Consider the following 24,149-nt stretch of genomic DNA (forward strand, 5'->3'; position numbering starts at 1 on the left):
CGGGCGGCCGCGATGTACCCTGTTACTGGTTGTTCTGGCGGCCCAGGAAGCGCGGAATATCGACCCCGTCTTCCTTGTCGCCCTCTTCGGCGGGGGCCGAACCGCCGCGCGACAGGCGCGACATGCGTTCGAACAAGGTGCCGCCACCGATCGGGCGTGCCGGTTCGGCCGCAGGGGCCGGATCGGCGGCCGGCGCGGGCGCCGGTTCGGGTGCATCGAGCACGAGCTCGTCGCTGGTATCGTCATAGGTCGCGGCGACCTGCGACAATTCCATCGGTTCTTCCTCGGCCGGCGCCGACACTTCGGCCGCGGGGGCATCGCCCAGCGAGAAGCCCGGTGCGGGGTCGGTGTCGACTTCGGGTTCCGCGGCTTCGACCGGTGCTTCCACAGCCGCCGCCTCGACCGGCTCCTCGGCAAAGGGCGCTGGGGCTGGGCTACGCGCGGGCGCGAAGGAGAAGCTGCGCGCTGCCGGTGCGGCCGGAGCCGCCGCATCACCCGAACCGTCGATGCCGGTCGCGACGACCGATACGCGAATCTTGCCTTCCAGCCCTTCGTTGAAAGCGCTGCCCCAGATGATGTTCGCATCGGGATCGACAAGCTCGCGAATATGGTTCGCGGCCTCGTCGACCTCCATCAGGCGCATGTCTTCGCCGCCGGTAATCGAGATGATGACGCCCTTCGCGCCCGCCATCGACACGCCGTCGAGCAGCGGGTTGGCGATCGCCTTTTGCGCGGCTTCGAGCGCGCGGCCGTCGCCTTCGGCTTCGCCGGTGCCCATCATCGCCTTGCCCATTTCGCGCATCACGCTGCGCACGTCGGCAAAGTCGAGGTTGATGAGGCCGGGCATGACCATCAGGTCGGTGATACCGCGCACGCCCTGCTGGAGCACTTCATCCGCCATGGTGAAGGCTTCCTTGAAGGTCGTGTTCGGGTTGGCGACCAGAAAGAGATTCTGGTTGGGAATGACGATCAGCGTGTCGACATGGTCCTGAAGCTCGGCAATGCCGGCTTCGGCCGACCGCATGCGGCGGTTGCCCTCGAAGGTGAAGGGCTTGGTCACGACGCCGACGGTCAGAATGCCGCGGTCGCGGGCCGCCTTGGCAATGACCGGAGCCGCGCCGGTTCCGGTGCCGCCGCCCATGCCAGCCGCGACGAAGCACATGTGCGCGCCGTTCAGCGCCTCTTCGACCTGCGCGATGCTTTCCTCGGCCGCCGCCCGGCCGACTTCGGGACGCGAACCCGCACCCAGACCCTGGGTGATCTGCGTTCCGAGCTGGATGCGACGCTCTGCCGGCGAGGCGTTGAGCGCCTGCGCGTCGGTGTTGGCGACGACGAAATCGACGCCCTCGACCTTCGCCGCGATCATGTTCGCGATGGCATTGCCCCCCGCGCCGCCGACGCCGATCACGGCGATACGCGGCTTCAGTTCATCGACCTGCGGCGGGCCAATATTGATGCTCATCAACCAATCTCCCTGTAGCGGCGGACCAACGCCGCTTCCCTCACCTTGCGACCCATTCGGGCGGTAGTCCGGCCGCCCGTCATTGATTTATCGCATTGCACTATTGTGACGCCGGAATCACCCAAAAAATTAACCTTTCGCGCAGCCGCGCGTCAGAAACTGCTCTTCAGCGCGGTGATAAGTCGGTTGATGATCGACGACCCCTTGGGACGGTACACATCCTGCGCCATCGTGGGCAGGTCGCGCAGATCCACGGGATCGGATGCGGCATAAAGAACCAGACCGGCAAGCGTCGCGAAAGCCGGTCCCGAATGGGCATCGGGCAAGCCGTGCAAGCCGCGCGGTCGCCCGACGCGCGCCGCCCGGCCGAGTGCGATCTGGGTATAATCGGCGATGCCTTTCAGATCGGCGCCGCCGCCGACGAGCACGACCTGACGGCCGATCGGGCCGACGAAGTGAAGATCCTTCAGCGTCCGTCCGATGTCGCCCATCATCTGGTCGAGCCGCTGACGGATGACCGAGATCAGCTGCGCGCGCGTGATGCGCGGCGCATCGCTGCCCGCGGGCGCGCCGGGATCGAGTTCGATCAAATCATTGTTGTCGCGCGGGCTGGCCGAGGCCGAGCCGTAGAAGCTCTGCAGCCGCTGCGCCTGGCTGCGCCGGATACCGAAGGCCGAGGCGATGTCGTCGGTGATGTCGCTTGCCCCGAACGGCAGCGAAACCATCTCGACGAGCATTCCGCCTGCATAGAGCGACACCGTCGTCACCGCCGCGCCGAGCTCGACAAGCGCCACGCCAAGATCGCGTTCCTCTTCCGACAGGCAGGCGAGCCCCGCCGCGATCGGCGAGGCGACCACCGCATTGACATCGAGATGCGCCTGCCGCACCGCGGCTTCCAGATTTCGTACCGGGGCGCCGTCGGCCATAATGATGTGGATGTCGACGCCCAGCCGGTCGGCGTGCAGCCCGATCGGATTCTTGACGCCGGTCAGCCCGTCGAGCGTGTAGAGCGCCGGCTGCGCGTGCAGGATCATCCGCCCTTCGGGATCGATCCCCGCGCGCCCGGCTGCGAGCAGATCGTCAATATCTTCCTGTTCGATGCGGTGACCGCCCAATTCGCTCTCGATCGGGGCGACGTCGCTCAAGAGGCTGCCCGCCGAGAAGCTGACCCAGACATCGTCGATATTGAGACCCGCGATACGCTCGGCCTGTTCGATCGCCTCGCGCACGATATGCTCGGTCTGCTCCATGTCGGCGACATAGCCGCGCTGGACGCCGCGGCTTTCGCGCTGGCCGGTGCCGAGCACGTGCAACTGCCCGTCGGCGGTCTGGCCCGCGATGAGCGCACAGACCTTCCACGACCCGACATCGAGCGCGGTGATAATCTTTTCGATGCGCGGCGGCGCCATCGCTTCTATCCCTCGTTCGCCTGACCCGCCGACACCGCGTCGGCGGCGGCACGCGCGTCGTCGATCTTCGACGGCGCCACCTGCCCTTCGTGCGGCATGCGTAGCACGAAACGGCTGGGATCGCGCATGTCGAAACGCAGGATACCGCGGCCAAGGAGGCGGTTTGCCCCGTCCATGTGGGCGAATTTCGCGAGCGCCGCCTTCGCTTCGGCATCGCCTTCGGGCAGCGACAGCGTTTCGCCGCTGCGGAAGCGCAGATCCCAGCGGCGGTTGCCGACCCAGGTCGCGCCCGCGAGCAGTTCCTTGAGCGAACTGGCCTCGGCGAGCAGCGCGTCGAGATCCTGCGCGCGCCGGTTGGCATTGGGGCCGATGACGAGCGGCAGGTCGGGCATGGTCGCGACCGTCACGGGTTCGAGGACGATCCCGCTGTCGTCGATCAGCGACAATCGGCCATCATTCTGCCAGATCGCCGCCGGGGTGCGCTCGACGATATCGACCACCAGCGTATCGGGCAGGCGGCGCGACACGCGCGCATCCTTGATCCAGCCATACTGCATCAGGTCGCGGCGCACATCGTCAAGCTCGACCGCGGCCATCGAGCGGTCCTTCTGCGCCAGCGCGATATCATAGACCTTCAGCCGGTCGATGCGATCGGCACCGACCACTTCGACCTTCTTTACCTGAAATCCGGCGCGCCCGACCGCCTGCGCCCACTCTTCGTGGATTTTCGCGGTCACGCCCGTCACCTCCGCACCGAGCACCAGCACGCCCGCCAGGCCGATACCGATCGTCCAGTTGGCGACGCGCTGAAGCTGCGCCGGGCTGATCGGCAAGGCGTTGATGACCATGTTGAGGCGCGACTGCTTGACCGACCGGCGCCTTTTGGGCGCGCGCGACGGACGGCGCGGCGGCGCCTTCGCGCGTTTGATCCTGGTGCTGCTCATGCTCCGCTGCTCATGCCAATGCTTCCCCCACGATGCGTTCGACGAGTTCGGCATAGTCCATGCCGATGGCGCGCGCCTGTTCCGGCACGAGGCTGAGCGGTGTCATCCCCGGCTGCGTATTGACCTCGAGCAGGAAAATACCCGCAAGCCCATGCTCGTCGTCCCAGCGAAAATCGGAACGCGACGCGCCCTTGCAGCCGAGCAGGCGATGCGCCTCGACCGCCAGATGCTTCATCCGCTGCGCAACGTCGGCGGGGACATCGGCAGGACAGACATGTTCGGTCAGACCGTCAGTATATTTGGCGTCATAGTCGTAGAATCCCGACTTCACGCGCAGTTCGGTGACACCGAGCGCCTCATCGCCGAGTACCGCGACCGTCAGTTCGCGCCCCTTGATGAAGGGCTCGGCGAGCAGCCGGTCGAACTCCTGCCACGGCCCCACCGCTTCGCGCGCAATCGGGTTGCCGTAGTTGCTGTCGTCCTTGACGATCGCGACGCCGACCGACGACCCTTCGTTGACGGGTTTCAGGACATAGGGGCGCGGCAGGGGATCGGCTGAAAACAGATTTTCGCTGTCGACCATCGTCCCCGTCGGCATGGGAATACCATGCGGCACCAGCGCCTGTTTCGTCAATTCCTTGTCGATCGCGATAACCGACGTGACGAGCCCGCTGTGGGTGTATTTGAGGCCCATGAGGTCGAGCATGCCCTGCACGGTGCCGTCTTCGCCCGGAACGCCGTGGAGGGCGTTGAAGACGACATCGGGCCGCGCTTCGGCAAGCCGCAAAGCGACGTCGCGGTCCATGTCGATGCGCGTGACCCTGTGCCCGCGGCTTTCCAGCGCGTCGGCAACGCCCTTGCCGCTCATCAGCGACACTTCGCGTTCAGCGGACCAGCCGCCCATCAGGACGGCGACATGCCACGGACCCCGGCTCACTTCGCCACTCCCACGCGCTGAATCTCCCATTGCAGTTCCACGCCGCTCTTCGCCTTCACCCGGCGGCGGACTTCCTCGCCGAGCGCTTCGATGTCGGCGCTCGTCGCCGCACCGGTGTTGATCAGGAAATTGGTATGCTTCTCGCTCACCTGCGCGCCGCCGATGGCGAAACCGCGGCAACCGGCCTCATCGACAAGCTGCCACGCCTTGTGACCCTCGGGGTTCTTGAAGGTCGATCCGCCGGTCTTCGAACGCAGCGGCTGCGACGCCTCGCGGCTCGCCGAGATACGGTCCATTTCGGCCTGGATCGCGGCGGGCTCACCCGGATGCCCGCGAAAGGTCGCGCCGATCACGATAGCACCCTCGGGCAATTCGCTGTGGCGATAGGTGTAGCCCAGATCGGCAAGCGGCAAGGTCCGGCGCTCGCCCGAGCGCAAGACGATGTCGGCTTCGACCAATATGTCCTTGACCTCGCTGCCATAGGCGCCGCCGTTCATCCGCACGAAGCCGCCAACGGTGCCGGGGATCGACCGCAGGAACTCCATCCCCGCGATTCCTGCGTCGCGCGCGGTCGACGAGACGAGGATGCCCGAGGCACCGCCTCCGCAGCGCAAGCTGGTCGCGTCGACGGCTTCGACCTTAGCAAAGGCCTTGCCGAGCCGGACGACGACGCCCGGAAAGCCGCCGTCGCGAACGATGAGGTTCGAGCCAAGGCCGAGTGCCATCACCGGAATCGCGGGATCGAGGTCGCGCAGGAAACCGGCAAGATCATCGGCGTCCTTCGGCTCGAACAGCCAGTCGGCAGGACCGCCTGACTTGAACCAGACGAGCGGCGCCAGCGGCGCCTTTGCGGTTAGCTTGCCGCGGACCGCCGGAAGCGTATCTGCGGTGCTCATACCGCCTCCACCGCGCTCGCCAGCCCCGCCGCCATCTTGGTGATGTCGCCTGCGCCGAGGCAGATGATCATGTCGTCCGCGCCGAGCGTTCCGGTGCGGATCGCGTCGGCGATCGTTGCAGCAAGCGCACCGGCGTCGGCAACGGTCGACGCATGGCGATGGCCGCGGTCGCGCAGCCCCTGCGCCAGCGCATCCGACGACACGCCCTCGATCGGGCTTTCGCCCGCTGCATAAACGGGCAGGGCGAGCACCATGTCGGCGTCGTTAAACGCCTGCTGGAAATCGTCCATATGGTCGCGCAGGCGGGTAAAGCGATGCGGCTGGACGACGGCAACGACGCGTCCCGCCCCGGCGCCCTCGCGCGCGGCCGAAAGCACGGCCCGGATTTCGACCGGATGATGGGCGTAATCGTCGATCACCGTCACGACGCCAGCACCGGCCGCAATCTCGCCGACCTTGGTGAAGCGACGCTTCACCCCGGCGAAGCCGTTGAAGCCCGACGCGATCTTTTCGTCGCTGACGCCCATGTGCAGCGCCACCGCAATCGCGGCGAGCGCATTCTGGACATTGTGGCGCCCCGACATCGGCAAATGAATGCCCCCTATCGTCCGGCTATTCCCATCGCGGTCGCGCACGACGACGTCGAAGCGGTTGCCATCAGGCCCCGGCGTCACATTGGTGCCGCGCACGTCGGCCTGCGCCGAAAAGCCATAGGTGACGATGCGGCGGTCGCGGATGCGCGGGATGATCGCCTGCACCTCGGGATGGTCGAGGCAGAGCATCGCGGCACCATAGAAGGGCACATTCTCGATAAACTCGACGAAGGCGTCCTTGATCGCGTCGAAACTGCCGTAGTGATCGAGATGTTCGGGATCGATGTTGGTGACGACCGCGATCGTCCCGTCGAGGCGCAGGAAGCTGCCATCGCTCTCGTCGGCCTCGACCACCATCCAGTCGCTGGCACCGAGCCGCGCGTTCGAGCCGTAATTGTTGATGATGCCGCCGTTGATGACGGTCGGGTCGATCCCGCCCGCATCGAGCAAGGCGGCAACCAGGCTGGTCGTCGTGGTCTTGCCGTGCGTGCCCGCGATCGCGACGGTGGATTTGAGGCGCATCAGCTCGGCGAGCATTTCGGCGCGGCGGACGATCGGGATGCGGTGCGCGAGCGCGGCCTCGACCTCGGGGTTGCCGCGCTTCACCGCAGTCGAGGTCACAACCACGGCGACGCCATCGACGTTCGCGGCTTCGTGCCCGATCGCGACTTTGATGCCGCGTTTGCGCAGGCCCTCGACAACATAGCTGTCAGCGATGTCGCTGCCCTGCACCTGATAGCCGAGGTTGTGCATCACCTCTGCGATGCCCGACATGCCGATGCCGCCGATGCCGATGAAGTGGATGATACCTATATCGGTCGCGACGCCGCGCATCAGTTCGCCTCCCGCCGCGCGGCGGCGACACCCGAAGCGGCGCGCTGCGTGCTGGCACCGACGCGGATGACGTCCATCATCGGCGGCGCGGCAAAGCTTTCGACAAGGTCGGCAAGGTCGCGGGTCGCATCGGGCAGGCCGCAGCTCGCCGCCCGATCGGCCGCCTCTTCGAGCGCGCCGGGTTCGAGCGCCATGCGCTGGATATGCTTGGCGAGCGCAGCGGGATTGAAATCGCTCTGCTGGATCGAGATCGCGCCACCCGCCGCGACGAGATCGCCGACATTATAGGTCTGATGATCGTCCATCGCGTGCGGATAGGGCACGAAAACCGCCGGCCTGCCCGCACAGGCCAGTTCGGCGACGGTCGACGCCCCCGCCCGCGCGATGACGAGATGCGCCCAGCGCAGCCGCTCGGGAAAGTCGGTGATATAGGGCGCGCACTCGGCCGCGACCCCGAGCGCGGCATATTTGGCGCGCACCGTTTCGATGTCGGCCTCGCGGCACTGCTGGACGACCTGCAACCGGTCGAGCAGCGCGCGCGGCAGCATGGCGACGGCGGCGGGAACGACGTCGCTCAGCACCGTCGCACCCAGGCTGCCGCCGACAACGAGCAGGCGAACGATGCCGTCCTCGGGCAGCGGCGGATAGCCGTCCTCGCGGATCGCGATAATTTCCTCGCGCACCGGATTGCCGATCAGGTGGCGCTTGTCGGCACAGGCGGGCGGGAAACGGCGGATATGATGGTAGGCGACCGCAATCGCATCGACCCGTCCCGCCATCAGCCGGTTGGTGCGGCCCAGCACGGCATTTTGTTCGTGAATGACGCTGGGCGTCTTGGTCGCGCGCGCGGCGAGCAGGCTGGGCAGCGACGGATAGCCGCCGAAGCCCACAACCACCGCCGGGTCGAAATCGCGGATCAGGTCGATCGCCATCGCGCGCCCCTTGCGGATCGCCAGCGCCGCCTTCACCCAGCCGACGGGACCGCCATGAACGCGCCCGGCAGGCAGAACATGCGTTTCCAGCTCGGCCGGCGCGCCCGGAATCCTGAGGCCGCGGTCGTCGCTGACCAGCGCGACGCGGTGCCCGCGCGCGATCAGTTCGCCCGCCAGCGCATAGGCGGGGAGCATATGACCGCCGGTGCCTCCGGCGGCGAGAAGATAGTGGCGCGTCGCGGTCATGGCCGGGCCGTCATTTCCTGTTCCAGTTGCGGGTCATCGATACCCGCGCCGCATAGGGGTTTCGCCGGGTCAGCGACAAGAGCAAACCCATACCGATCGACAAGGCGATGAACGACGAACCGCCATAGCTGATGAAGGGCAAGGTCATCCCCTTCGACGGAAAGAGCTGGGTATTCACCGCCATGTTGATCGTCGCCTGGCCGCCGAACTGTGCGATCAGACCCGCGACGGCGAGAATGAGGAAGCTGTCCTCTTCGTCGAGCAGCCGCACCAGAACGCGGACGATGATCGCCAGATAAAGGACGGCGATGGCGATGCAGGCGATGATCCCGAATTCTTCGCCGATGACCGAGAAGATATAGTCGGTGTGCGCCTCGGGAAGCTGGAACTTGGCAAGTCCCGCGCCCGGCCCGGTGCCGATCAGCCCGCCGGCGGTCAGCGTCGCATGGGCCTTGTCGACCTGAAAGCTGTCGCCCTCGGCGAACAGCCAGATGTTGATGCGCTGCTGCGCCACCGGGTAGAAGAAATAGGCAAGGACCAGCCCCGCGAGTCCCGTGCCCGCGAGCCCCGCCATGATCCGCATCGACAGGCCGGCGACCATGACGAGAACGAACCATGTCCCCGCGAAGATGATCGTTTGCCCCAGATCGGGCTGGCTCATCAGCAGGATCGCGATGATCCCGGTAAAGACGAAGGACAGCGGCACGACCGGCAGATTCTGATCGTGCAGCCGCAGCGACAATATCCACGCCAGCGACACCGCGAAGAAGGGCTTGAGAAATTCCGACGGCTGGAGGCGGAAGATGCCGCTGCCGATCCAGCGCTGTGCGCCGTTCACCGTCGTGCCGATCAGCGGCACCATGAACAACAGGAAGACGAAGGTAATCGTGCCATAGATGGCAAAGCGCCGCGCCTGCGGTTTGGGCAGCATCGATACCGCGAGCATGACCGGCACGCCGACCATGACCCACATGAGCTGGCGATAGAAATAATAGAGCGGGTCGAGGCTGGCGGTCGCGGTCGACAGCTTCTGCGCGGCGACCGGCGACGCCGCCGCCACGGCGACGAGGCCGATGGCGATCAGCATCGACACCAGCAGCAGCAGCACGCGGTCGATTTCCCAGAACCAAAGGCCCAGCGGCGTGCGGTCGGCGCGGCTGAGGCGCGGGCCGCGGCGCTTCGTCGTCCGCGTCGTCGCGATGACGGGCCGTTCCGTGGTCGCATCCATATTGTCCGCCCCCCCGTTCATATCGTCATCCATTCCCCAACGCCCGCACCAGTTCGCGGAAGCGATCGCCGCGCTGTTCATAATCCGTGAACTGATCGAACGAAGCGCAGGCGGGCGACAGCAACACGATGTCGCCGGGCGCCGCAGCAGTAGCGGCGGCGGCGACCGCAGCGGCCAGATCACCCGATCTTTCGACGGGCAGCGCGTCGCCGATCTCGGCCGCGAAAGGCTCCATCGCCTCGCCGATCAGATAGGCGCGCTTGACGTGGCCGAACCAAGGGCGACAGGCGGTCAGCCCGTCGCCCTTGGCCTGCCCCCCGGCAATCCAGTGGACACGCTGGTCCGGCGCCGGCGGGAAGGCCGCCAGCGCCGGTGCAGCGGAAGCCGCGTTGGTCGCCTTGCTGTCGTTGAACCAGCGGACGCCAGCGACTTCGCCGACCAATTCCATACGGTGCGGGAGCGCGCGATAGCTCGCGAGACCGCGCTCGATCTGTTCGTCGTTCAGCCCCAGCACGCGGCATACCGCGATCGCGCACACGGCATTCTGCGCATTGTGCGGTCCCTGCAGCGCGGGCCAGCGCGCCTGATCGGCGGGATCGATGTCCTTCGCCGAAACGCGGTGGAGCCGGTGATTGATGCGCCCCGCGATCATCCGCGACGGGTCATCGTCGACCGCGACGATCGCGACCTGATCGCGGTGCTGGAGCGCGAACAGCCGCTCCTTCGACGCGGCATAGCCGGCGAAACCGTCATAACGGTCGAGGTGATCGGGGCTGATGTTGGTCAGCACGGCGACATCGCACGCCAGGCTGTGCGCAAGGTCGATCTGATAGCTCGACAGTTCGAGCACATAGACGCCGTTTTCGGGGAGCGGATCGCGCGCAAGGATCGGCAGGCCGATGTTGCCGCCCATCAGCGTCGGGACGCCCGCGCTTTCCAGCATGTGGGTTACGAGCGCGGTCACCGTCGATTTGCCATTGGTACCCGTAATGCCGACGATGCGGTGCGGCGGCAGATCGGCCGCGGCCTCGGCAAACAGTTCGATGTCGCCAAGGATCGGCACGCCGGCTTCGCGCGCATGATCGGCGATCGGATGGCGGTTGAGCGGCACGCCCGGCGACACGACGACGCCGGCAAAGCCGACAAGGTCGATCGCCATAGGATTGCCGATGTCGGCGCCGAGCGCCATCGCAGCATCGCGCGCCGCCTCGCGTTCGTCCCAAGCGGTCACGCCTGCCCCGCTGGCGATCAGCGCCTCGCAGGTCGCCAGCCCCGAGCGCGCCAGTCCCAGCACCGCATAGCGGCGACCGGCAAAGGCGCGCGCGGTGATCACCGCAGCTTGAGCGTCGCGAGTCCCGCGAGCGCGAGGACGATCGAGACGATCCAGAAACGGACGACGACGGTGGATTCGGGCCAGCCCAATTGTTCGAAATGATGGTGGATCGGCGCCATACGGAAGATGCGTTTGCCGGTCCGTTTGTACCAGAAGACCTGGATGATCACCGACAAAGCCTCGACGACGAACAGCCCGCCGACCAGCACCAGCACCAGTTCGTGCTGCGCCGTCACCGCAATCGTCGCTAGCGCGCCGCCGAGCGCCAGACTGCCCGTATCGCCCATGAAGACAGCCGCGGGGGGCGCATTGAACCACAGAAAGGCAAGGCAGGCGCCGATAATGGCAGCGGCGAAGATCGCGAGTTCACCCGCGCCCGGCACATGCGGAATGCCGAGGTAACCGGCAAATTTCACGTTACCGGACAAATAGACGATGACGAGGAAAGCAAGGCTGGCGATCATCACCGGAAAGGTCGCGAGCCCGTCGAGCCCGTCGGTCAGGTTCACAGCATTGCCGAATCCGACGATCAGCACCATCGCGAAGACATAATAGAGCGGCCCCAGGGGAATATAGACTTCGCTGAAAAAGGGCAGATAAAGGTCAGTGCCGGTCCGCGATACGATCAGCAGCACCGCGATGCCCGCGATCACGAATTCGACGAGCAAACGCACGCGCCCCGGAATCCCGCGATGGCTCGACTTGGTCACCTTGTCGAGATCGTCGAGAAAGCCGACCAGCGCGAACCCGCCGGTGACGAAGATGCAGGCCCAGACGAAGCGGTTGGACAAATCCATCCACAGCAGCGCCGAAATCATTAGCGAGATCAGGATCATCAGCCCGCCCATCGTCGGCGTGCCCTTTTTCGCAAGGTGGCTCTGCGGTCCGTCCTCGCGGATCGGCTGCCCCTTCCCCTGCCGCATCCGCAGCATGAGGATGAAGCGCGGCCCGATCCACAGACCGATGATCAGCGCCGTCGCAACCGCGGCGCCCGAGCGGAAGCTCAGATAGCGGATGAGGTTCAGAACCCCCGGAAAGCCAAGCCATTCCGCCAGCCAATATAGCATCAATAATCCCCATTGGTCAGCGCGGTCACGACATGCGACAGTCCCACGCTGTTCGATCCCTTGACCAGCACCGTATCGCCGGGCCGGATCAAGGCCCCCAGCCGCCCTACCGCGGCCGAGTGGTCGGCCACATGCTCGAAATCGATCCGCCCCTCAAGCGCTTTGGCGAGCGGCGCCATCTCTTCGCCGACAAGCAGGGCGAACTGCACACCTGCTGCGACGAGCGGAGCGGCCAGACCGGCGTGATAGGCCTCGCCGCCATCGCCAAGCTCCTTCATCGCGCCCAGAATCGCGACCCTGCGCGCGCCGGATTCGCTGCCGAGCTGGCCGATGGTCGCGGCCATTGATGCGGGATTGGCGTTATAGCTTTCGTCGATGACGAGGATCGAACCGCCCGGCACCTCGACGCGGGTGCGTGCGCCGCGACCCGCAAGACCGCCCATCTCGGCGAAGGCCAGGCCCGCGGCGGGCAGGTCACCGCCAACTGCCTTGACCGCAGCTAGCACTGCCATCGCATTGGCGACCCAATGCGCGCCGCCCTGCGCGATGGTAAAGCAGAGCAGCGCGTCCTGCACCTGCGCCGTCACAAGCGATCCGCCCTGCCCGTCGGGCAGCCAGTCAACCGCGCGCACGTCTGCGCCTTCGCCCAGCCCGAAGCTGACGACATGCGCCGCATGCTGTTCGGCCTTGGCGCGCAGCCGCGCGTAATGCGGGCTGTCGAAGGGGACGATTGCAGTGCCGCCGGGTTCCAGCCCTTCGAATATCTCGCCCTTCGCGTCGGCGATGGCTTCCTCGCTGCCGAAAAATTCCATGTGCGCGGGCGCGATGGTGGTCACGATGGCGACATGGGGGCGCACCATCCGTGTCAGCGCCGCCAGCTCGCCCGCATGGTTCATCCCCATTTCGAAGATGCCGAAATCGGCGGTCGAGGGCATGCGCGCCAGGCTCAAGGGGACGCCGACATGGTTGTTGTAGCTTTTGACCGAACGGTGCGCCTTGCCGGGGCGAAAGCGGTCGAGCGCCGCGAACAGCGCCTCCTTGGTCCCCGTCTTGCCCGCCGAGCCGGTGACGCCGATGATCCGCCCGTGGCTGCGCGCGCGCGACGCGGTGCCGAGCGCGTTCAACGCGGCGGCGCTGTCGGCCACGCGGATGTGCGGAAAGTCGATATCGCTTTCGCAGATGATACCCGCCGCGCCGGCGGCGATCGCCTTGTCGATGAACTTATGGCCGTCGGTCGCCTCGCCCTTCATCGCGATGAACAGGTCGCCCTTCGTGACTTCGCGCGAATCAAAGGCAACGCCCTGCACCGTGAAATCGGCGCTGGCGGTGCCGCCGCACGCCGCCGCGATCGCGCGTGCGGTCCACAGCGGGGTCATGCCGCCACCTCGCGCGCGACGCTGACATCGTCGAAGGGGATGACGCGCAGCGCGTCGCCGCGGCCGACGATCTGCCCCTGTTCATGCCCCTTGCCCGCGACGCAGATAATGTCGTCGGCGCGCGCCATCTCGATCGCAGCAGCAATCGCGGCGCGGCGGTCGCCGATCACTTGCGCGCCGGGCGCGCCTTCGGCGATGGCGGCGCGGATCGACGCGGGATCTTCGCCGCGCGGATTGTCGTCGGTGATGATCGCAATATCGGCCTTGGCCGCGGCGATCCGGCCCATTTCCGGGCGCTTAGCCTGATCGCGGTCACCGCCGGCGCCGAACACCAGGATCAACCGCCCCGTGGCGTGCGGCCGCAACGCATCGAGCGCCGCCTCCAGCCCGTCGGGGGTGTGGGCATAGTCGACATAGACGGGGGCGCCCGCGCGCGTGATCGCCGCACGCTCGAGCCGTCCGCGCACCGGCTGGAGCCGCGCCAGATTGGCGAGCGTCTGCGCACCATCGCCGCCGGTCGCGATGACCAGCCCGGCCGCGACCAATGCGTTGGCGGCCTGATAGGCGCCGATCAGCGGCAGGTCGACTTTCTGCGTCAGGGCACCCGCCGCAACGGTCAGCGTCTGTCCAAGCTGCGTCGGCGTGCGCGCCGCGAGGCGCAGCTCCTCACCCTTCGTCCCCACGGTAAACAGGCGCAGTCCGCGCGCGCGCGCCGCCTCCACCACTTTGGGCGAATGGGCATCGTCGGCCCAGACCACCGCGGCTCCGCCGGGTTCGACAACCTCGGTGAATAGCCGCAACTTGGCGGCCAGATAGGCATCCATCGTGCCATGATAGTCGAGGTGATCGTGGCTGAGGTTGGTAAAGGCCGCTGCCTTCACCGGCAGGCCTTCGGTGCGATATTGGTCGAGCCCGTGGCTCGACGCCTCGAAGGCCGCATGGGTTACGCCTTCGGCCGCCAGTCCCGCCATGTTCGACAGAAAGGTCACGATGTCGGGTGTCGTCAGTCCGGTGACGACCCGGTCGGCGCCGGTGGTCACGCCGAGCGTACCGATCGAGGCCGCGTGGAAGCCCGCCATTCGCCAGAGCTGGCGCGTCATCTCGACTGTCGACGTCTTGCCATTGGTGCCCGTGACCGCGACGCAGGTCACTGGAAAGCGGTGAAAGAAGCGCGCCGCAAGCCGCGCGAAGGCACGCCGCGGATTGGCATCGGCGATATGTACCGCGCCCTCGACCACGGCTTCGGGCCGCGCGACGACGGCGACGGCGCCCGCCGCCACCGCGGCGGCAATAAAGTCCTCACCGTTGAATTTTTCGCCGACGAAGGCGCCGAAGACATTGCCCGGCGCGACCTTGCGATGATCGATGGCAAGCCCGGTCACCACCGGCCCCTCCCCATCGACATGGTCGCCGCCGGTCAGCGCCGCGAGCCGCATTATTCGCTTTCCCCGTTCTTCCACAGCAGCGGCGTCAGTTCCGACACGTCGACGTCGCGGCTTTCGTCGGGGAAGACGCCGAGCATCGGTCCCGCGCGCATCACCACCTTCTTGACCACCGGCGCGGCGGTGTAGCCCGCGGTGCGCTGCCCCGAGCTGAAGGCGTTGCCCTTGGGCTCGTCGATCATCACCAGCACCACGTAACGCGGATTGTCCATCGGGAAGACGGCGGAGAAGGTCGATACGAGCGAATGGCGACGATAGCCGCCGGCGCCCGGCTTTTCGGCGCTGCCGGTCTTGCCGCCGACGCGAAAGCCCGGAGCGTCGGCCTGGCGGCCCGTGCCGTCGGACACGATCAGGCGCAGGAGCTGGCGCATCCGCGCGCTCGTCGACGCCTTGAACACGCGGCGCCCCTGCGGCGGCGCCTTGTCGCCCAGCTTCAGGATCGTCGCAGGGCGCCAGATGCCGCCGTTGACCAGCGCGGCATAGGCGCTGGCAAGGTGTAGCGGGGTGACCGCGATGCCGTGGCCGTAGCTGGTCGTCATCGTCGACAGTCGGCCCCATTCGCGCGGCCACAGCGGGAACGCACGCTCCTTGAGTTCGATTTCGGGGCGCTTGTTGAATTCGAGGCTGCGGAACATAGCCTCCATCTTTTCCTTGCCGAGCTGGTCGGCGATCTGCGCGGTGACGATGTTCGAGCTGTGGATGAGCGTTTCGGGGACGTTGAGCCAGCGGTTCATCATGTGCGAATCGCGGATGCGGAAACCGGCGATCGCCAGCGGCTGCGTCGCATCGTAGCGCTTCGCCATGCTCGTCACGACGCCATTGTCGATCGCGGCGCCGATCGAGAGCGGTTTGACGACCGATCCAAGCTCATAGAGATTGTAGGTCACGGCGTTGCGCCGCGTCGTCGGATCGCTGCCCGCCAGCTTGTTGGGATTATAGGTGGGCAGCGACGTCATCGCCATCACTTCGCCCGTGTGGACATCGAGGATGATGCCCGCGCCGCCAATCGCCTCCAGATTGGTGACTGCGTTCGACAATTCGCTTTCAAGCACGCCCTGCACGCGCGCGTCGATCGACAGCGTCAGCGGATCGCCGCGCGTCGCCTTGTCGATCAGCCGCTGGTCGAACGCGCCCTCGACGCCGGTGACGCCATGGCCTTCGGCGTTGGTAAAGCCCAGCACATGCGCCGCGAGCGACATCTGCGGATAGAGGCGCTCCTTTTCGCGCGGATAGTCGAACCCGACATCGCCGATCGCATTCACCGCCGCCACCTGATCCGGCAACGCGCGGCGCCGGATGTAGGTCGGGCGCGGCCCCGTCAGCTTGGCGAGCAGTTCCTCGCGCGTCATGTCGGGAAATATCTTGTGCAGTTCGTCGGCAAGATACTGGCGGTCGTTGAGCAGTTTCGACGGCATCACCCGGATCGAATAGCCGTCGATCGTCCGAGCGAGCGGCACGCCATTGCGATCGACGATATCGGCGCGCGCGGGCACGAAGGCCGTGCTGCTGCTGCCGCGGCCGGCATCGCTGTCGAACAGCGCAAAATAGAGCAGCCGCACCGAAACGAGGAAAAATGCCGCCATGAACAGCAGCATGAGCATCATCAGCCGCTGTTGCGCGGTCAGCAATATCTGCTGCCGCACCCCAGCGGTTCGAACCCGGGTCGGACGGACGACCAGCGTGTTCATTGGCCCGATTTGCCCTCCTTCGCTTCACGCGCCGCGGCACGCTTGAGGTCGGCGAGAGTCGATTCGGCAAGGAGCTGATCCTCGATCATCTTGAGCTGTTCGCGGCGACGCGTCGGCGCCAGGCGCGGCGCGCTGTCGCTGCGCACCGGCGTTTCCGCCTGCGCCAGCACGACGGGCTTTTCGGCCGCGGGCTTCGCCTCCGCCTTGACCGGCGTTGCGGCGGGTTCGGGCGTTCCGACGGGGCTGACCATCGCCATCAGCACCGGCGCGACTTCATTGGCGCCGCGAGCGCGCGGCAGACCATCGAGCGAGGCAAGCTGGCGCTCGCTCGACAGATATTGCGAGGCATCCGGCGCTGAGTAGCCGAAGCTGTCGGCGTTCCACTGTTCGAGCTGGCGCATCGAGGCGCGCACCGCGAGTTCGGATTCGAGGTAGCGGATATTGTCGCGCGTGCGCTCGATCTGATGATTTATGCGCGCGAGTTCGCTGCGCGTCGCGGCGACCTTCAACGAGACCGGATAAAGCATCATCGCGAAGATGAGCACGAGCAGCACCAGGCCGATCCCCTGAAGCTTGCGGGCCGCCATCAGCATGAGATTGCCTCCTTCGTCGTCAATTGGGTCGGCCAGGCCGGGGCTGCGGTGCGCACCGCGCTGCGCAGCGTCGCGGAGCGCGCGCGCGGGTTGCGCGCCTCTTCGGCCTTGCCGGGGCGCACCTTGCGCGCCGGCGGCTGAAAGGTGGCGGCCCGCGCCGCTCCGATCGGCGCGGGCCGGTGGCGCGAGCCGGCGGCGTCACCGCCGCTACGCTCGCGCAGAAAGTTCTTCACGATCCGGTCTTCGGTGCTGTGGAAGCTGACCACTGCAAGCCGGCCGCCGGGGCGCAGGATGCGCTCTGCCGCGGCGAGCCCCTGCATCAGTTCGTCGAGTTCGCCGTTGATGTGGATGCGGATCGCCTGAAAGCTCTTCGTCGCCGGATCCTTGGGCGCGCCCGGCGGATGGCGCAGCGCCTTGCGGATCACCGTCGCCAGTTCGCCGGTGCGCGACAGCGGGCGCGCAGCGACGATTGCCCGCGCGACGCGGCGCGACTGACGTTCGTCGCCATAATGGTACAGCACGTCGGCGATCTCGGCCTCGTCGGCGCGATTGAGCCATTCGGCGGCAGTCTCGCCCTCCTGCGCCATGCGCATGTCGAGCGGGCCGTCCTTCTGGAACGAGAAGCCGCGCGCATCGCGGTCGAGCTGCATCGACGAAACGCCGATGTCGAAGGTGATGCCGTCAACCGCGTCGATGCCCCGTTCGGCGAGCAGGCGGTCGATTTCGCCGAAGCGGCCGTGGATCAGCATCAGCTTGCCGTCGGCTTCGGCGACGAGCGCCTGCCCCTCGGCAATCGCGTCGGGGTCGCGGTCGCACGCGATCACCTCGGCCCCCGCGGCGAGCATCGCGCGCGTGTAGCCGCCGGCCCCGAAGGTCGCGTCGACATGCCGCTCGCCCGGAGCGATGGCGAGGGCGGCGATGACTTCTTCGCGGAGGACCGGATCGTGGCGGGGATCCCGAGGCAGGTCGGGGGAAAGATCGGTCACTTGCGCCCCTTCCCCTTCGTCTCTTCCCAGGCTTTGGCCAATCGCTGGAGCACCGGATCGGCATCGACGCAGTCGGCGAGCGTCGGCAGCCACCAGACTTCGAACCGGCGGCCCGACCCGACAAAGGCGGTCGCGCCGGCATCGCCGACGCGGTCGCGCGCGGTAAAATTGGGAAGGAAGCGCCCGCTGTCGTCGAGCGTATAGGCTTCGGTATAGCTGAACCGCTTCTTGAACGCCTCGTCCTCGTCGAAATCGAGGTTGCGGGCGAGCGCGGTGTCGCGGTCGCGCTCGATTTCGTCGGTCAGGCGATCATATTGATCCTGGCCATAGGCGACCAGGCAAGGCAGCTTTTCATGGAAACCAACCCAAAGCACGCGCTGGCCGTCCGCATTGAGGGGCACATTGTTGCGGAACTGCGAGGGGACGGCGATGCGTCCCTTGCCATCGATCGCGGCGAAGTTGGTACCCGAATACCGGCCGGGCGTCACAACTGCCATCGCTGAAGCCCCCCGTTTCGCGCCTCCGGGCAAAACTTCCCCGTCCGCGAGAATCGCAGGATTTCGCGCCAAAAGACTCGGGTGGAGATTGCCCCTCTCCGATTCCTGAGTACCAAGAGTCGATTAGGGTGAAAAGGGGTATTTTAGGGTAAAACAGGGTGATTACGCCCCAAATGGTCAAAAATGCGCTCAATTGATGAAGCAAAGCGGGGTCCGGCGCCGAAACGCCAGCCGCGGGAAGCAGAAATTCGGGGTGTAATTGGCTTGCGACCTCTCAGTCGGCGGCGGCGCCTATCCAGAGCGGGCGCAACCAGCCGCGCGCGGCGCCTCCGCGCAAGCGCGCGTCCAGCCACTCCATCGTGTCGGCCCTGCGCAGATGCGCCGCCCAGCGGGGTTGCGGCTGCCACAGCGGGGCGAACAGCATATCGGCGTCGCCTACCAGCCACGCATCGCCCTGTCCGATCCGGCAATGGAGCAGATGACCGCCCGCGATCCGCATGCAAGCAGGCGGCGCCTGCGTGAAGCGGCCGGCGCTGAACAGCCGCAGGTGGGCGCCGCCGACGTCGACGGCGATCGGCCTTGTCTCGGCATTGGGCGCCGCAGCAAGTGTGATGCCCCAATGGTCGAGCAGCGGGGTGAGCAGACTCGTCACCGGCGGATTGCGCGGGTCGCCAAGCGGGTGGCGCGGCGGCCAGTTCGAAAGCGCATCGGCGAGGATCACCGCGCGCCCGCCGCCGCGCACAAAGGCGTCGATCGCGACAAGATCGCGCGGTGCAAGCGCGGGGGGATGCGCGAGCAACAGGGCATCGCCGCGCGCGAGCGGGTGATCGGCAAGACTGTCGACGAGCCGCAGCGGCCCGCCGCGTGCAATCCGGTCGAGCGCAGGGTCGTCGCGGGCGCCCTCGGCAAGCATCGCGGCCAGATCGCCGCCCGACCAGCGCAGCGGCAGGCTTGTCATCATCGTCACCGGCACGGCGCGCGGCGCCGGAGCGCGATAGGCGATCTCCAACAGCCCGTGTGCGGCGGCAAACCAGCCAAGGATCGCGGCGGCAATCAGCAGCACGCGAAAAAGCCCGCGCGGCCGCGCGGCCTGGACCATGCGGTCGGCCCCAACTGCCACCACGCTCCCGCAACCCGCGCTCAGCACGAGTTGCAGCCAGGGGAATGCGCCCGCGAGCCAGGCCGCAAGCAGCGCCTGCCCGATCAGCGTCAACGCAATCGCGACGATGAAGATGGCGCGGCGCTCAGTCCCGGAGGCGCGCCGCGCCGTCCACGCCAATCCAGCCAGCGGCAGCGGCCATAGGGGCAGCAGCAGCGCGGGATCGATCCGGCCGAGCGCCGCCTGTCCGCCGACGAGCCAGCAGAGCGCCAGTAATGCGGCCGCGGCCAGCGCGCCGCGCAGCAGAGCGCCGGGAGGCGGCAATGTCACTGTTTCGACTGGCGAACGCGCTCGAGTTCAGGATCGGGTTCGAGGTCGGGGACGGCGGGCGCGGTCGGCACCTTCGCCGCGGGGTCGTCATTCTGCTCCTTCGACACCGGCTGCACGCCCAGTTCCTCGAGCGGCGCGCTCGCGGGCTTCTGGTCGGCGCCCGGCACCTTGACCTCTGCCGCTGTATCGGGGTCTGCAGCGGCGCGTTCGCGCGCCCGGTCGCCGATCAGCCCCGCCATCCCGACGAGCAGCAGGACGGTCAGCACCCCGGCAATGCCAATCTGGAGCCGCCGCATCGCATCGTGCGGTGGCGGCGGTGGCGCTTCAGCGGGCGCCGCGGGGTTCGGCGCGATCGCTGGCTTGATCTCGGGCTTGCTGCTCATGCTGCCGCCTCGGCGAGGCCTTTGCTCGCCAGCCATTCGGGATTGTAGAGCGTCGACAGATAGCGAAAGCCGCTGTCGCACAGGATCGTCACGATGCGCTTGCCCGGACCAAGCTCGCGCGCGAGCGCCATCGCGCCCGCGACATTGATCCCCGACGACAGGCCGACGCACAACCCCTCGTCGTCGAGCAGGCTGCGACAGACCGCGAGGCCTTCGGCATCCGAAATGCGGAATTGCGTGTCGATCGGCGCGCCGTCCAGATTGCCGGTGATGCGGTTCTGCCCGATGCCTTCGGCGACGCTCGACCCTTCGGGTTTCAGCTCGCCGCACTTGTAGTAATTATAGAGGCCGGCGCCGTGCGGATCGGTCAGCGCAATGGTGATCCGCTCGTCCTTGGCCTTGAGGCCCAGGCCGGTTCCCGCGATCGTGCCGCCGGTCCCCGCCGCGCAGGTGAAGCCGTCGACGCGCCCCTCCATTTGCTGCCAGATCTCCTCGGCGGTGCCGCAGATATGCGCCTTGCGGTTTGCGATATTGTCGAACTGGTTGGCCCAGATCGCATTGTCGGTTTCTTCGGCGATGCGGCGCGAGGTGTGGACGAAATGGCCGGGGTTGGCAAAGGGCGCCGGCGGCACCAGCACCAGCTCGGCACCAAGCGCGCGGATCGTCGCCATCTTCTCGGCACTCTGATTGTCGGGCATGACAATGATCGTCCGGTAGCCGAGCGCGTTGCCGACAAGCGCCAGCCCGATACCGGTGTTGCCCGCCGTACCCTCGACGATCGTCCCGCCCGGCCGCAGCAGGCCGTTCGCTTCGGCATCGCGGACGATGTAGAGCGCGGCGCGATCCTTCACCGATCCGCCGGGGTTCGCATATTCGCACTTGGCCCAGATTTCGCAGCCCGTGGCTTCGCTGGCGCCCCGCAGCAACACGATCGGCGTGTTGCCGATCAGGTCGAGGCTGTTCTTCGCATTGATCATGTCCTTGATCTAGGCCCGCGCCCCTGCGCCTGCAAGACAGCTTCGCTTGCGGCGCGCATGACCGCGCTTTGTCGACGAACGGGGCACCGGCGCCGACCAACGACGGGGTCCGGTCCCAGCGCGGGGTTGCATCTGTAACAGTATATCATTACTGCGCCCATCGAACTCGTCACGATATAACAGGAAATTGTCGCCATGCGCTTGCTCCCCGCCACCAGCCTGACCCTCGCCCTGCTCCTCACTACCCCCGCTTTCGCGCAGCAGGGCGCCGCCCAGTCGGGCAGCGACGATGATTTTCACACCGACCAGGGCATCGTCGTCACCGCGCCCTATGTCCGTAGCCTCGACATCCTGGGCAATGTGTCGGTGATGCAGGGCGAAAAGCTGGCACAGGATATTCGCGGCCAGATCGGCGACACGCTCGCATCGCAGCCCGGCGTATCGTCGAGCAGCTTCTCGCCCGGCGCGTCGCGCCCGATCCTGCGCGGTTTCTCCGGCGAACGCGCGGCGGTGCTCGTCGACGGCCTCGGCGCGATCGACGCGTCTTCGACGTCGGCCGATCATGCCGTGTCGATCGATCCGCTGACCGCCGATCGTATCGAAATTCTGCGCGGCCCGTCGGTGCTGCTCTTTTCGAGCCAGGCCGTCGGCGGGGCGGTGAACGTCTTCGACCGCCGCATCCCGCGCGCCATCCCCGAAAGCCCCGCCCACATCGATGCGCTCGCCAGCTATGGCACCGCGGCGCAGGACAAGAGCATCGGCGCCTCGATCGACGTGCCGCTCGGCCAGCGCTTCGTCGTCCATGCTGACGGCAATTATCGCGATTCGAACGACGTGCGCGTCGGCGGGTTGATCTATGCGCCTGCACTGCGCGCGCATCTACTCGACCTCGCCGCCGATGCGAGCGCCGGCGGCGACGCCGAGGAAGCGGCGCGGCTGACTGACGCCGCAAACAGCCGCGGCCGTGTGCCGAACAGCCAGAGCACGAGCAAGAGCGCCGGCGTCGGTGCGGCCTTCGTCGACGATGGCGGGTCGCTCGGCATAAGCTTCGGCTATCTCGCGGACGAATATGGCATCCCGCCGCGCGCCGACATCAACGAACTGCCGACGATCAAGGCGCGCCAGTATCGCGTCGATGTGCGCGGCGAGGTCAATCTGGGCGACGGCCTGTTCGACAAATTGCGTATCCGCGGCGCCTATGCCGACTATGCCCACACCGAATTCGACGATGGTCAGCCCGGCACGCGCTTCACCAATCGTGGCATCGAGGCGCGCGCCGAACTCGCCCAGAATGATCGTGGCGGCTGGCGCGGTGCGAGCGGGGTCCAGTACAGCTTCCGCGATTTCGCGGCGATTGGCGACGAAGCCTTTCTTCCCGCCAACGAAACGACGCGCCTCGCCGCCTTCACGCTGCAGGAGCTCGAACGCGGCCCGGTGACGCTCGAAGGCGCGCTGCGTTTCGAAAATTCCAAAGTAGCGGCGAACAGCATCGGCTTCGACCGCTCGTTCGACAGCCTGTCGGGCGCGGCCGGCCTGTCGTATCAGCTCGCCGACGGCCTCAAGGCCAGCGTGTCGGTTTCGCGTAGCGAACGCGCGCCCTCGGCCGAAGAGCTGCTCTCGGACGGGCCGCATGCCGCAACGCTGACCTATGAACGCGGCAACCCCGATTTCGCCAAGGAAACGAGCTGGGGCGGCGAGGCATCGCTCAAGTTCGCCCGCGACGGCTGGTCGATGGGGCTGACCGGCTATGCAAGCTGGTTCGACAATTTCATCTATGAAACCGACACCGGCCTGATCGCCGACGACCTGCCGCTGTTCGAATTCCGCCAGAACAAGGCGCGTGTGTGGGGCTTCGAATTTCAGGGCACCGCCCCGCTGGCGCAGGCGGGGGGCTTCAACTTCGTTGCCGACGCGACCGCCGACATGACGCGCGCCAAGATCGTCGACGGTCCCTATGTCCCGCGCATCCCGCCGCTGCGCATCCGGGGCGGGCTCGAAGCGCAGAGCGACCGCGTCGATGCACGCGCCGAGGTCGAATGGACCGACGACCAGACCCGCATCGCGCCGTTCGAGACCGCGACCAAGGGCTTTACGCTGGTCAACGCCTCGCTGACCTGGCGCCCGCTTCCCGACACGAAGAATCTGTCGCTGACGCTGGCAGCCGACAATATCTTCGACGTCGATGCCCGCCGCCATGCGAGCTTCACCAAGGATTATGTGCCGCTTGCCGGCCGCGACATCCGCATTACCGCGCGCGCCAGCTTCTGACCGCGCGCCGAAAAAGAGGGCCGGGTTTCCGTGCGAAACTCGGCCCTCTTTTTTGCCCCTTGACTTCTAGTGGCTCAGAAACTGCTGGCGGCGGTTCCAGTAAATTGAACTGGCCGCGGCATAGGCGCCGACTTTTTCCCATACCGATTGATCGACGCTTTCGACATCGACGCCGGCGGCGGTATAGGCATTAATGATCGTGTTGATCTGATCCTCGGTCATCTCGCTGCTGAGATCCGGGTTGGCCCCCTTCGGCCCGAAGTCGAGCGAGCGATCGACCGGGTCGACCGACAGGCCGGCCTTCCTGATCTGACCTGCGAACCATTCGCGCGACACGCGGGCAAGATTATAGTCGAAATAGACATCCTTGCGATCGGCCGCGATTCCGTTCTTCGTCATACAGTCGGTCGAGAGCGCACCGAACTGTTCGAACAGCGGCCGCGCGGCGTCGCTGTCACTACCCGCCATCGCCGCGCCGATCTGCGCGCGCAGTTCGGGCGATATCGTCTTGGCGACGCAATCGAGCGCGGCGCCGTCCTGTGCCAGCGCGGCGCCGGGCACGCCCGCGAACCCGAGTGCAACCGCCGCTATCCAAATCCTTGTCATTTCTGCTTTCACCCCCTGAAACG

21 protein-coding genes are annotated in these 24,149 nt (G+C 66.8%); 1 reads left to right on the plus strand and 20 read right to left on the minus strand.

All coding sequences use genetic code 11. The features are described 5' to 3' along the window. Positions 1-22: 22 nt before the first annotated feature. From ftsZ to STE01S_RS14035, 19 genes are all read right to left on the minus strand, one after another. On the minus strand, positions 23-1,462 hold the full coding sequence (gene ftsZ, locus STE01S_RS13945; RefSeq protein WP_062768677.1) for a cell division protein FtsZ: 1,440 nt from the start codon (positions 1,460-1,462) through the stop codon (positions 23-25). Between the two features lie 152 nt (positions 1,463-1,614). Continuing rightward, a complete protein-coding gene (gene ftsA, locus STE01S_RS13950; RefSeq protein WP_003040016.1) occupies positions 1,615-2,871 on the minus strand; it encodes a cell division protein FtsA in 1,257 nt (418 codons plus the stop codon). A gap of 5 nt (positions 2,872-2,876) precedes the next feature. Further along, positions 2,877-3,815, minus strand: a complete 939-nt coding sequence (locus STE01S_RS13955) for a cell division protein FtsQ/DivIB (protein WP_062768680.1) — start codon at positions 3,813-3,815, stop codon at positions 2,877-2,879. 10 nt (positions 3,816-3,825) lie between these two features. Next, positions 3,826-4,752 (minus strand): D-alanine--D-alanine ligase, encoded by a 927-nt coding sequence (locus STE01S_RS13960; RefSeq protein WP_062768685.1) that lies wholly within the window; start codon positions 4,750-4,752, stop codon positions 3,826-3,828. After that, positions 4,749-5,648, minus strand: coding sequence for a UDP-N-acetylmuramate dehydrogenase (gene murB / locus STE01S_RS13965; RefSeq protein WP_062768688.1), 900 nt, complete (start codon positions 5,646-5,648; stop codon positions 4,749-4,751). Before murB ends, STE01S_RS13960 begins: the two co-directional genes overlap by 4 nt. Beyond that, positions 5,645-7,075: a UDP-N-acetylmuramate--L-alanine ligase gene (gene murC / locus STE01S_RS13970; RefSeq protein WP_062768691.1), complete on the minus strand. Its 1,431-nt coding sequence runs from the start codon at positions 7,073-7,075 to the stop codon at positions 5,645-5,647. The genes murB and murC overlap by 4 nt, the downstream gene beginning before the upstream one ends. Continuing rightward, entirely contained in the window at positions 7,075-8,253 is a 1,179-nt protein-coding gene (murG, locus tag STE01S_RS13975) for an undecaprenyldiphospho-muramoylpentapeptide beta-N-acetylglucosaminyltransferase (RefSeq protein ID WP_062768694.1), read from the minus strand. The genes murC and murG overlap by 1 nt, the downstream gene beginning before the upstream one ends. A 10-nt stretch (positions 8,254-8,263) precedes the next feature. Further along, entirely contained in the window at positions 8,264-9,502 is a 1,239-nt protein-coding gene (locus STE01S_RS13980; protein WP_120649342.1) for an FtsW/RodA/SpoVE family cell cycle protein, read from the minus strand. A gap of 4 nt (positions 9,503-9,506) precedes the next feature. Then, a complete protein-coding gene (murD, locus tag STE01S_RS13985) occupies positions 9,507-10,814 on the minus strand; it encodes a UDP-N-acetylmuramoyl-L-alanine--D-glutamate ligase (protein ID WP_062768697.1) in 1,308 nt (435 codons plus the stop codon). After that, positions 10,811-11,881, minus strand: coding sequence for a phospho-N-acetylmuramoyl-pentapeptide-transferase (gene mraY, locus STE01S_RS13990; protein WP_003040039.1), 1,071 nt, complete (start codon positions 11,879-11,881; stop codon positions 10,811-10,813). Before mraY ends, murD begins: the two co-directional genes overlap by 4 nt. Next, positions 11,881-13,257 carry a UDP-N-acetylmuramoyl-tripeptide--D-alanyl-D-alanine ligase gene (locus STE01S_RS13995; protein WP_062768700.1) on the minus strand — a complete coding sequence of 459 codons (1,377 nt, stop codon included), beginning with the start codon at positions 13,255-13,257 and terminating at the stop codon, positions 11,881-11,883. The genes mraY and STE01S_RS13995 overlap by 1 nt, the downstream gene beginning before the upstream one ends. Then, positions 13,254-14,693, minus strand: a complete 1,440-nt coding sequence (locus STE01S_RS14000; RefSeq protein ID WP_062768703.1) for a UDP-N-acetylmuramoyl-L-alanyl-D-glutamate--2,6-diaminopimelate ligase — start codon at positions 14,691-14,693, stop codon at positions 13,254-13,256. Before STE01S_RS14000 ends, STE01S_RS13995 begins: the two co-directional genes overlap by 4 nt. Continuing rightward, positions 14,693-16,387: a peptidoglycan D,D-transpeptidase FtsI family protein gene (locus tag STE01S_RS14005; RefSeq protein WP_003040048.1), complete on the minus strand. Its 1,695-nt coding sequence runs from the start codon at positions 16,385-16,387 to the stop codon at positions 14,693-14,695. Before STE01S_RS14005 ends, STE01S_RS14000 begins: the two co-directional genes overlap by 1 nt. Beyond that, positions 16,384-16,980 carry a hypothetical protein gene (locus STE01S_RS14010; RefSeq protein ID WP_062768706.1) on the minus strand — a complete coding sequence of 199 codons (597 nt, stop codon included), beginning with the start codon at positions 16,978-16,980 and terminating at the stop codon, positions 16,384-16,386. Before STE01S_RS14010 ends, STE01S_RS14005 begins: the two co-directional genes overlap by 4 nt. Next, positions 16,974-17,966: a 16S rRNA (cytosine(1402)-N(4))-methyltransferase RsmH gene (gene rsmH / locus STE01S_RS14015; RefSeq protein WP_082813345.1), complete on the minus strand. Its 993-nt coding sequence runs from the start codon at positions 17,964-17,966 to the stop codon at positions 16,974-16,976. The genes STE01S_RS14010 and rsmH overlap by 7 nt, the downstream gene beginning before the upstream one ends. Next, a complete protein-coding gene (locus STE01S_RS14020) occupies positions 17,963-18,463 on the minus strand; it encodes a division/cell wall cluster transcriptional repressor MraZ (protein ID WP_003040056.1) in 501 nt (166 codons plus the stop codon). Before STE01S_RS14020 ends, rsmH begins: the two co-directional genes overlap by 4 nt. 274 nt (positions 18,464-18,737) lie before the next feature. Next, the gene (locus STE01S_RS14025; protein WP_062768708.1) at positions 18,738-19,892 is read right to left on the minus strand and encodes a Gldg family protein; all 1,155 of its coding nucleotides are present in this window, start codon (positions 19,890-19,892) and stop codon (positions 18,738-18,740) included. Continuing rightward, the gene (locus STE01S_RS14030) at positions 19,889-20,275 is read right to left on the minus strand and encodes a hypothetical protein (protein ID WP_062768711.1); all 387 of its coding nucleotides are present in this window, start codon (positions 20,273-20,275) and stop codon (positions 19,889-19,891) included. Before STE01S_RS14030 ends, STE01S_RS14025 begins: the two co-directional genes overlap by 4 nt. After that, entirely contained in the window at positions 20,272-21,252 is a 981-nt protein-coding gene (locus STE01S_RS14035) for a cysteine synthase A (protein WP_062768714.1), read from the minus strand. Before STE01S_RS14035 ends, STE01S_RS14030 begins: the two co-directional genes overlap by 4 nt. A gap of 195 nt (positions 21,253-21,447) precedes the next feature. On the opposite strand from STE01S_RS14035, the gene STE01S_RS14040 reads away from it, so the two are divergent. After that, positions 21,448-23,520 carry a TonB-dependent receptor gene (locus STE01S_RS14040; protein WP_062768716.1) on the plus strand — a complete coding sequence of 691 codons (2,073 nt, stop codon included), beginning with the start codon at positions 21,448-21,450 and terminating at the stop codon, positions 23,518-23,520. Positions 23,521-23,586: 66 nt separating this feature from the next. On the opposite strand, the gene STE01S_RS14045 is transcribed toward STE01S_RS14040, so the two are convergent. After that, entirely contained in the window at positions 23,587-24,126 is a 540-nt protein-coding gene (locus STE01S_RS14045) for a hypothetical protein (protein WP_162928291.1), read from the minus strand. Positions 24,127-24,149: the final 23 nt, after the last annotated feature.

Origin of the sequence: Sphingopyxis terrae subsp. terrae NBRC 15098 (assembly GCF_001598815.1) — a bacterium.
GTDB lineage: Bacteria > Pseudomonadota > Alphaproteobacteria > Sphingomonadales > Sphingomonadaceae > Sphingopyxis > Sphingopyxis terrae.

What these genes read in the sequence shown, in the direction of transcription:
- ftsZ (WP_062768677.1), bottom strand. Translation starts at nt 1,462, where the DNA reads ATGAGCATCAATATTGGCCCGCCGCAGGTCGATGAACTGAAGCCGCGT.
- ftsA (WP_003040016.1), bottom strand. Translation starts at nt 2,871, where the DNA reads ATGGCGCCGCCGCGCATCGAAAAGATTATCACCGCGCTCGATGTCGGG.
- STE01S_RS13955 (WP_062768680.1), bottom strand. Translation starts at nt 3,815, where the DNA reads ATGAGCAGCACCAGGATCAAACGCGCGAAGGCGCCGCCGCGCCGTCCG.
- murB (WP_062768688.1), bottom strand. Translation starts at nt 5,648, where the DNA reads ATGAGCACCGCAGATACGCTTCCGGCGGTCCGCGGCAAGCTAACCGCA.
- murC (WP_062768691.1), bottom strand. Translation starts at nt 7,075, where the DNA reads ATGCGCGGCGTCGCGACCGATATAGGTATCATCCACTTCATCGGCATC.
- murG (WP_062768694.1), bottom strand. Translation starts at nt 8,253, where the DNA reads ATGACCGCGACGCGCCACTATCTTCTCGCCGCCGGAGGCACCGGCGGT.
- STE01S_RS13980 (WP_120649342.1), bottom strand. Translation starts at nt 9,502, where the DNA reads ATGAACGGGGGGGCGGACAATATGGATGCGACCACGGAACGGCCCGTC.
- mraY (WP_003040039.1), bottom strand. Translation starts at nt 11,881, where the DNA reads ATGCTATATTGGCTGGCGGAATGGCTTGGCTTTCCGGGGGTTCTGAAC.
- STE01S_RS13995 (WP_062768700.1), bottom strand. Translation starts at nt 13,257, where the DNA reads ATGACCCCGCTGTGGACCGCACGCGCGATCGCGGCGGCGTGCGGCGGC.
- STE01S_RS14000 (WP_062768703.1), bottom strand. Translation starts at nt 14,693, where the DNA reads ATGCGGCTCGCGGCGCTGACCGGCGGCGACCATGTCGATGGGGAGGGG.
- STE01S_RS14005 (WP_003040048.1), bottom strand. Translation starts at nt 16,387, where the DNA reads ATGAACACGCTGGTCGTCCGTCCGACCCGGGTTCGAACCGCTGGGGTG.
- STE01S_RS14010 (WP_062768706.1), bottom strand. Translation starts at nt 16,980, where the DNA reads ATGCTGATGGCGGCCCGCAAGCTTCAGGGGATCGGCCTGGTGCTGCTC.
- STE01S_RS14020 (WP_003040056.1), bottom strand. Translation starts at nt 18,463, where the DNA reads ATGGCAGTTGTGACGCCCGGCCGGTATTCGGGTACCAACTTCGCCGCG.
- STE01S_RS14030 (WP_062768711.1), bottom strand. Translation starts at nt 20,275, where the DNA reads ATGAGCAGCAAGCCCGAGATCAAGCCAGCGATCGCGCCGAACCCCGCG.
- STE01S_RS14035 (WP_062768714.1), bottom strand. Translation starts at nt 21,252, where the DNA reads ATGATCAATGCGAAGAACAGCCTCGACCTGATCGGCAACACGCCGATC.
- STE01S_RS14040 (WP_062768716.1), top strand. Translation starts at nt 21,448, where the DNA reads ATGCGCTTGCTCCCCGCCACCAGCCTGACCCTCGCCCTGCTCCTCACT.
- STE01S_RS14045 (WP_162928291.1), bottom strand. Translation starts at nt 24,126, where the DNA reads ATGACAAGGATTTGGATAGCGGCGGTTGCACTCGGGTTCGCGGGCGTG.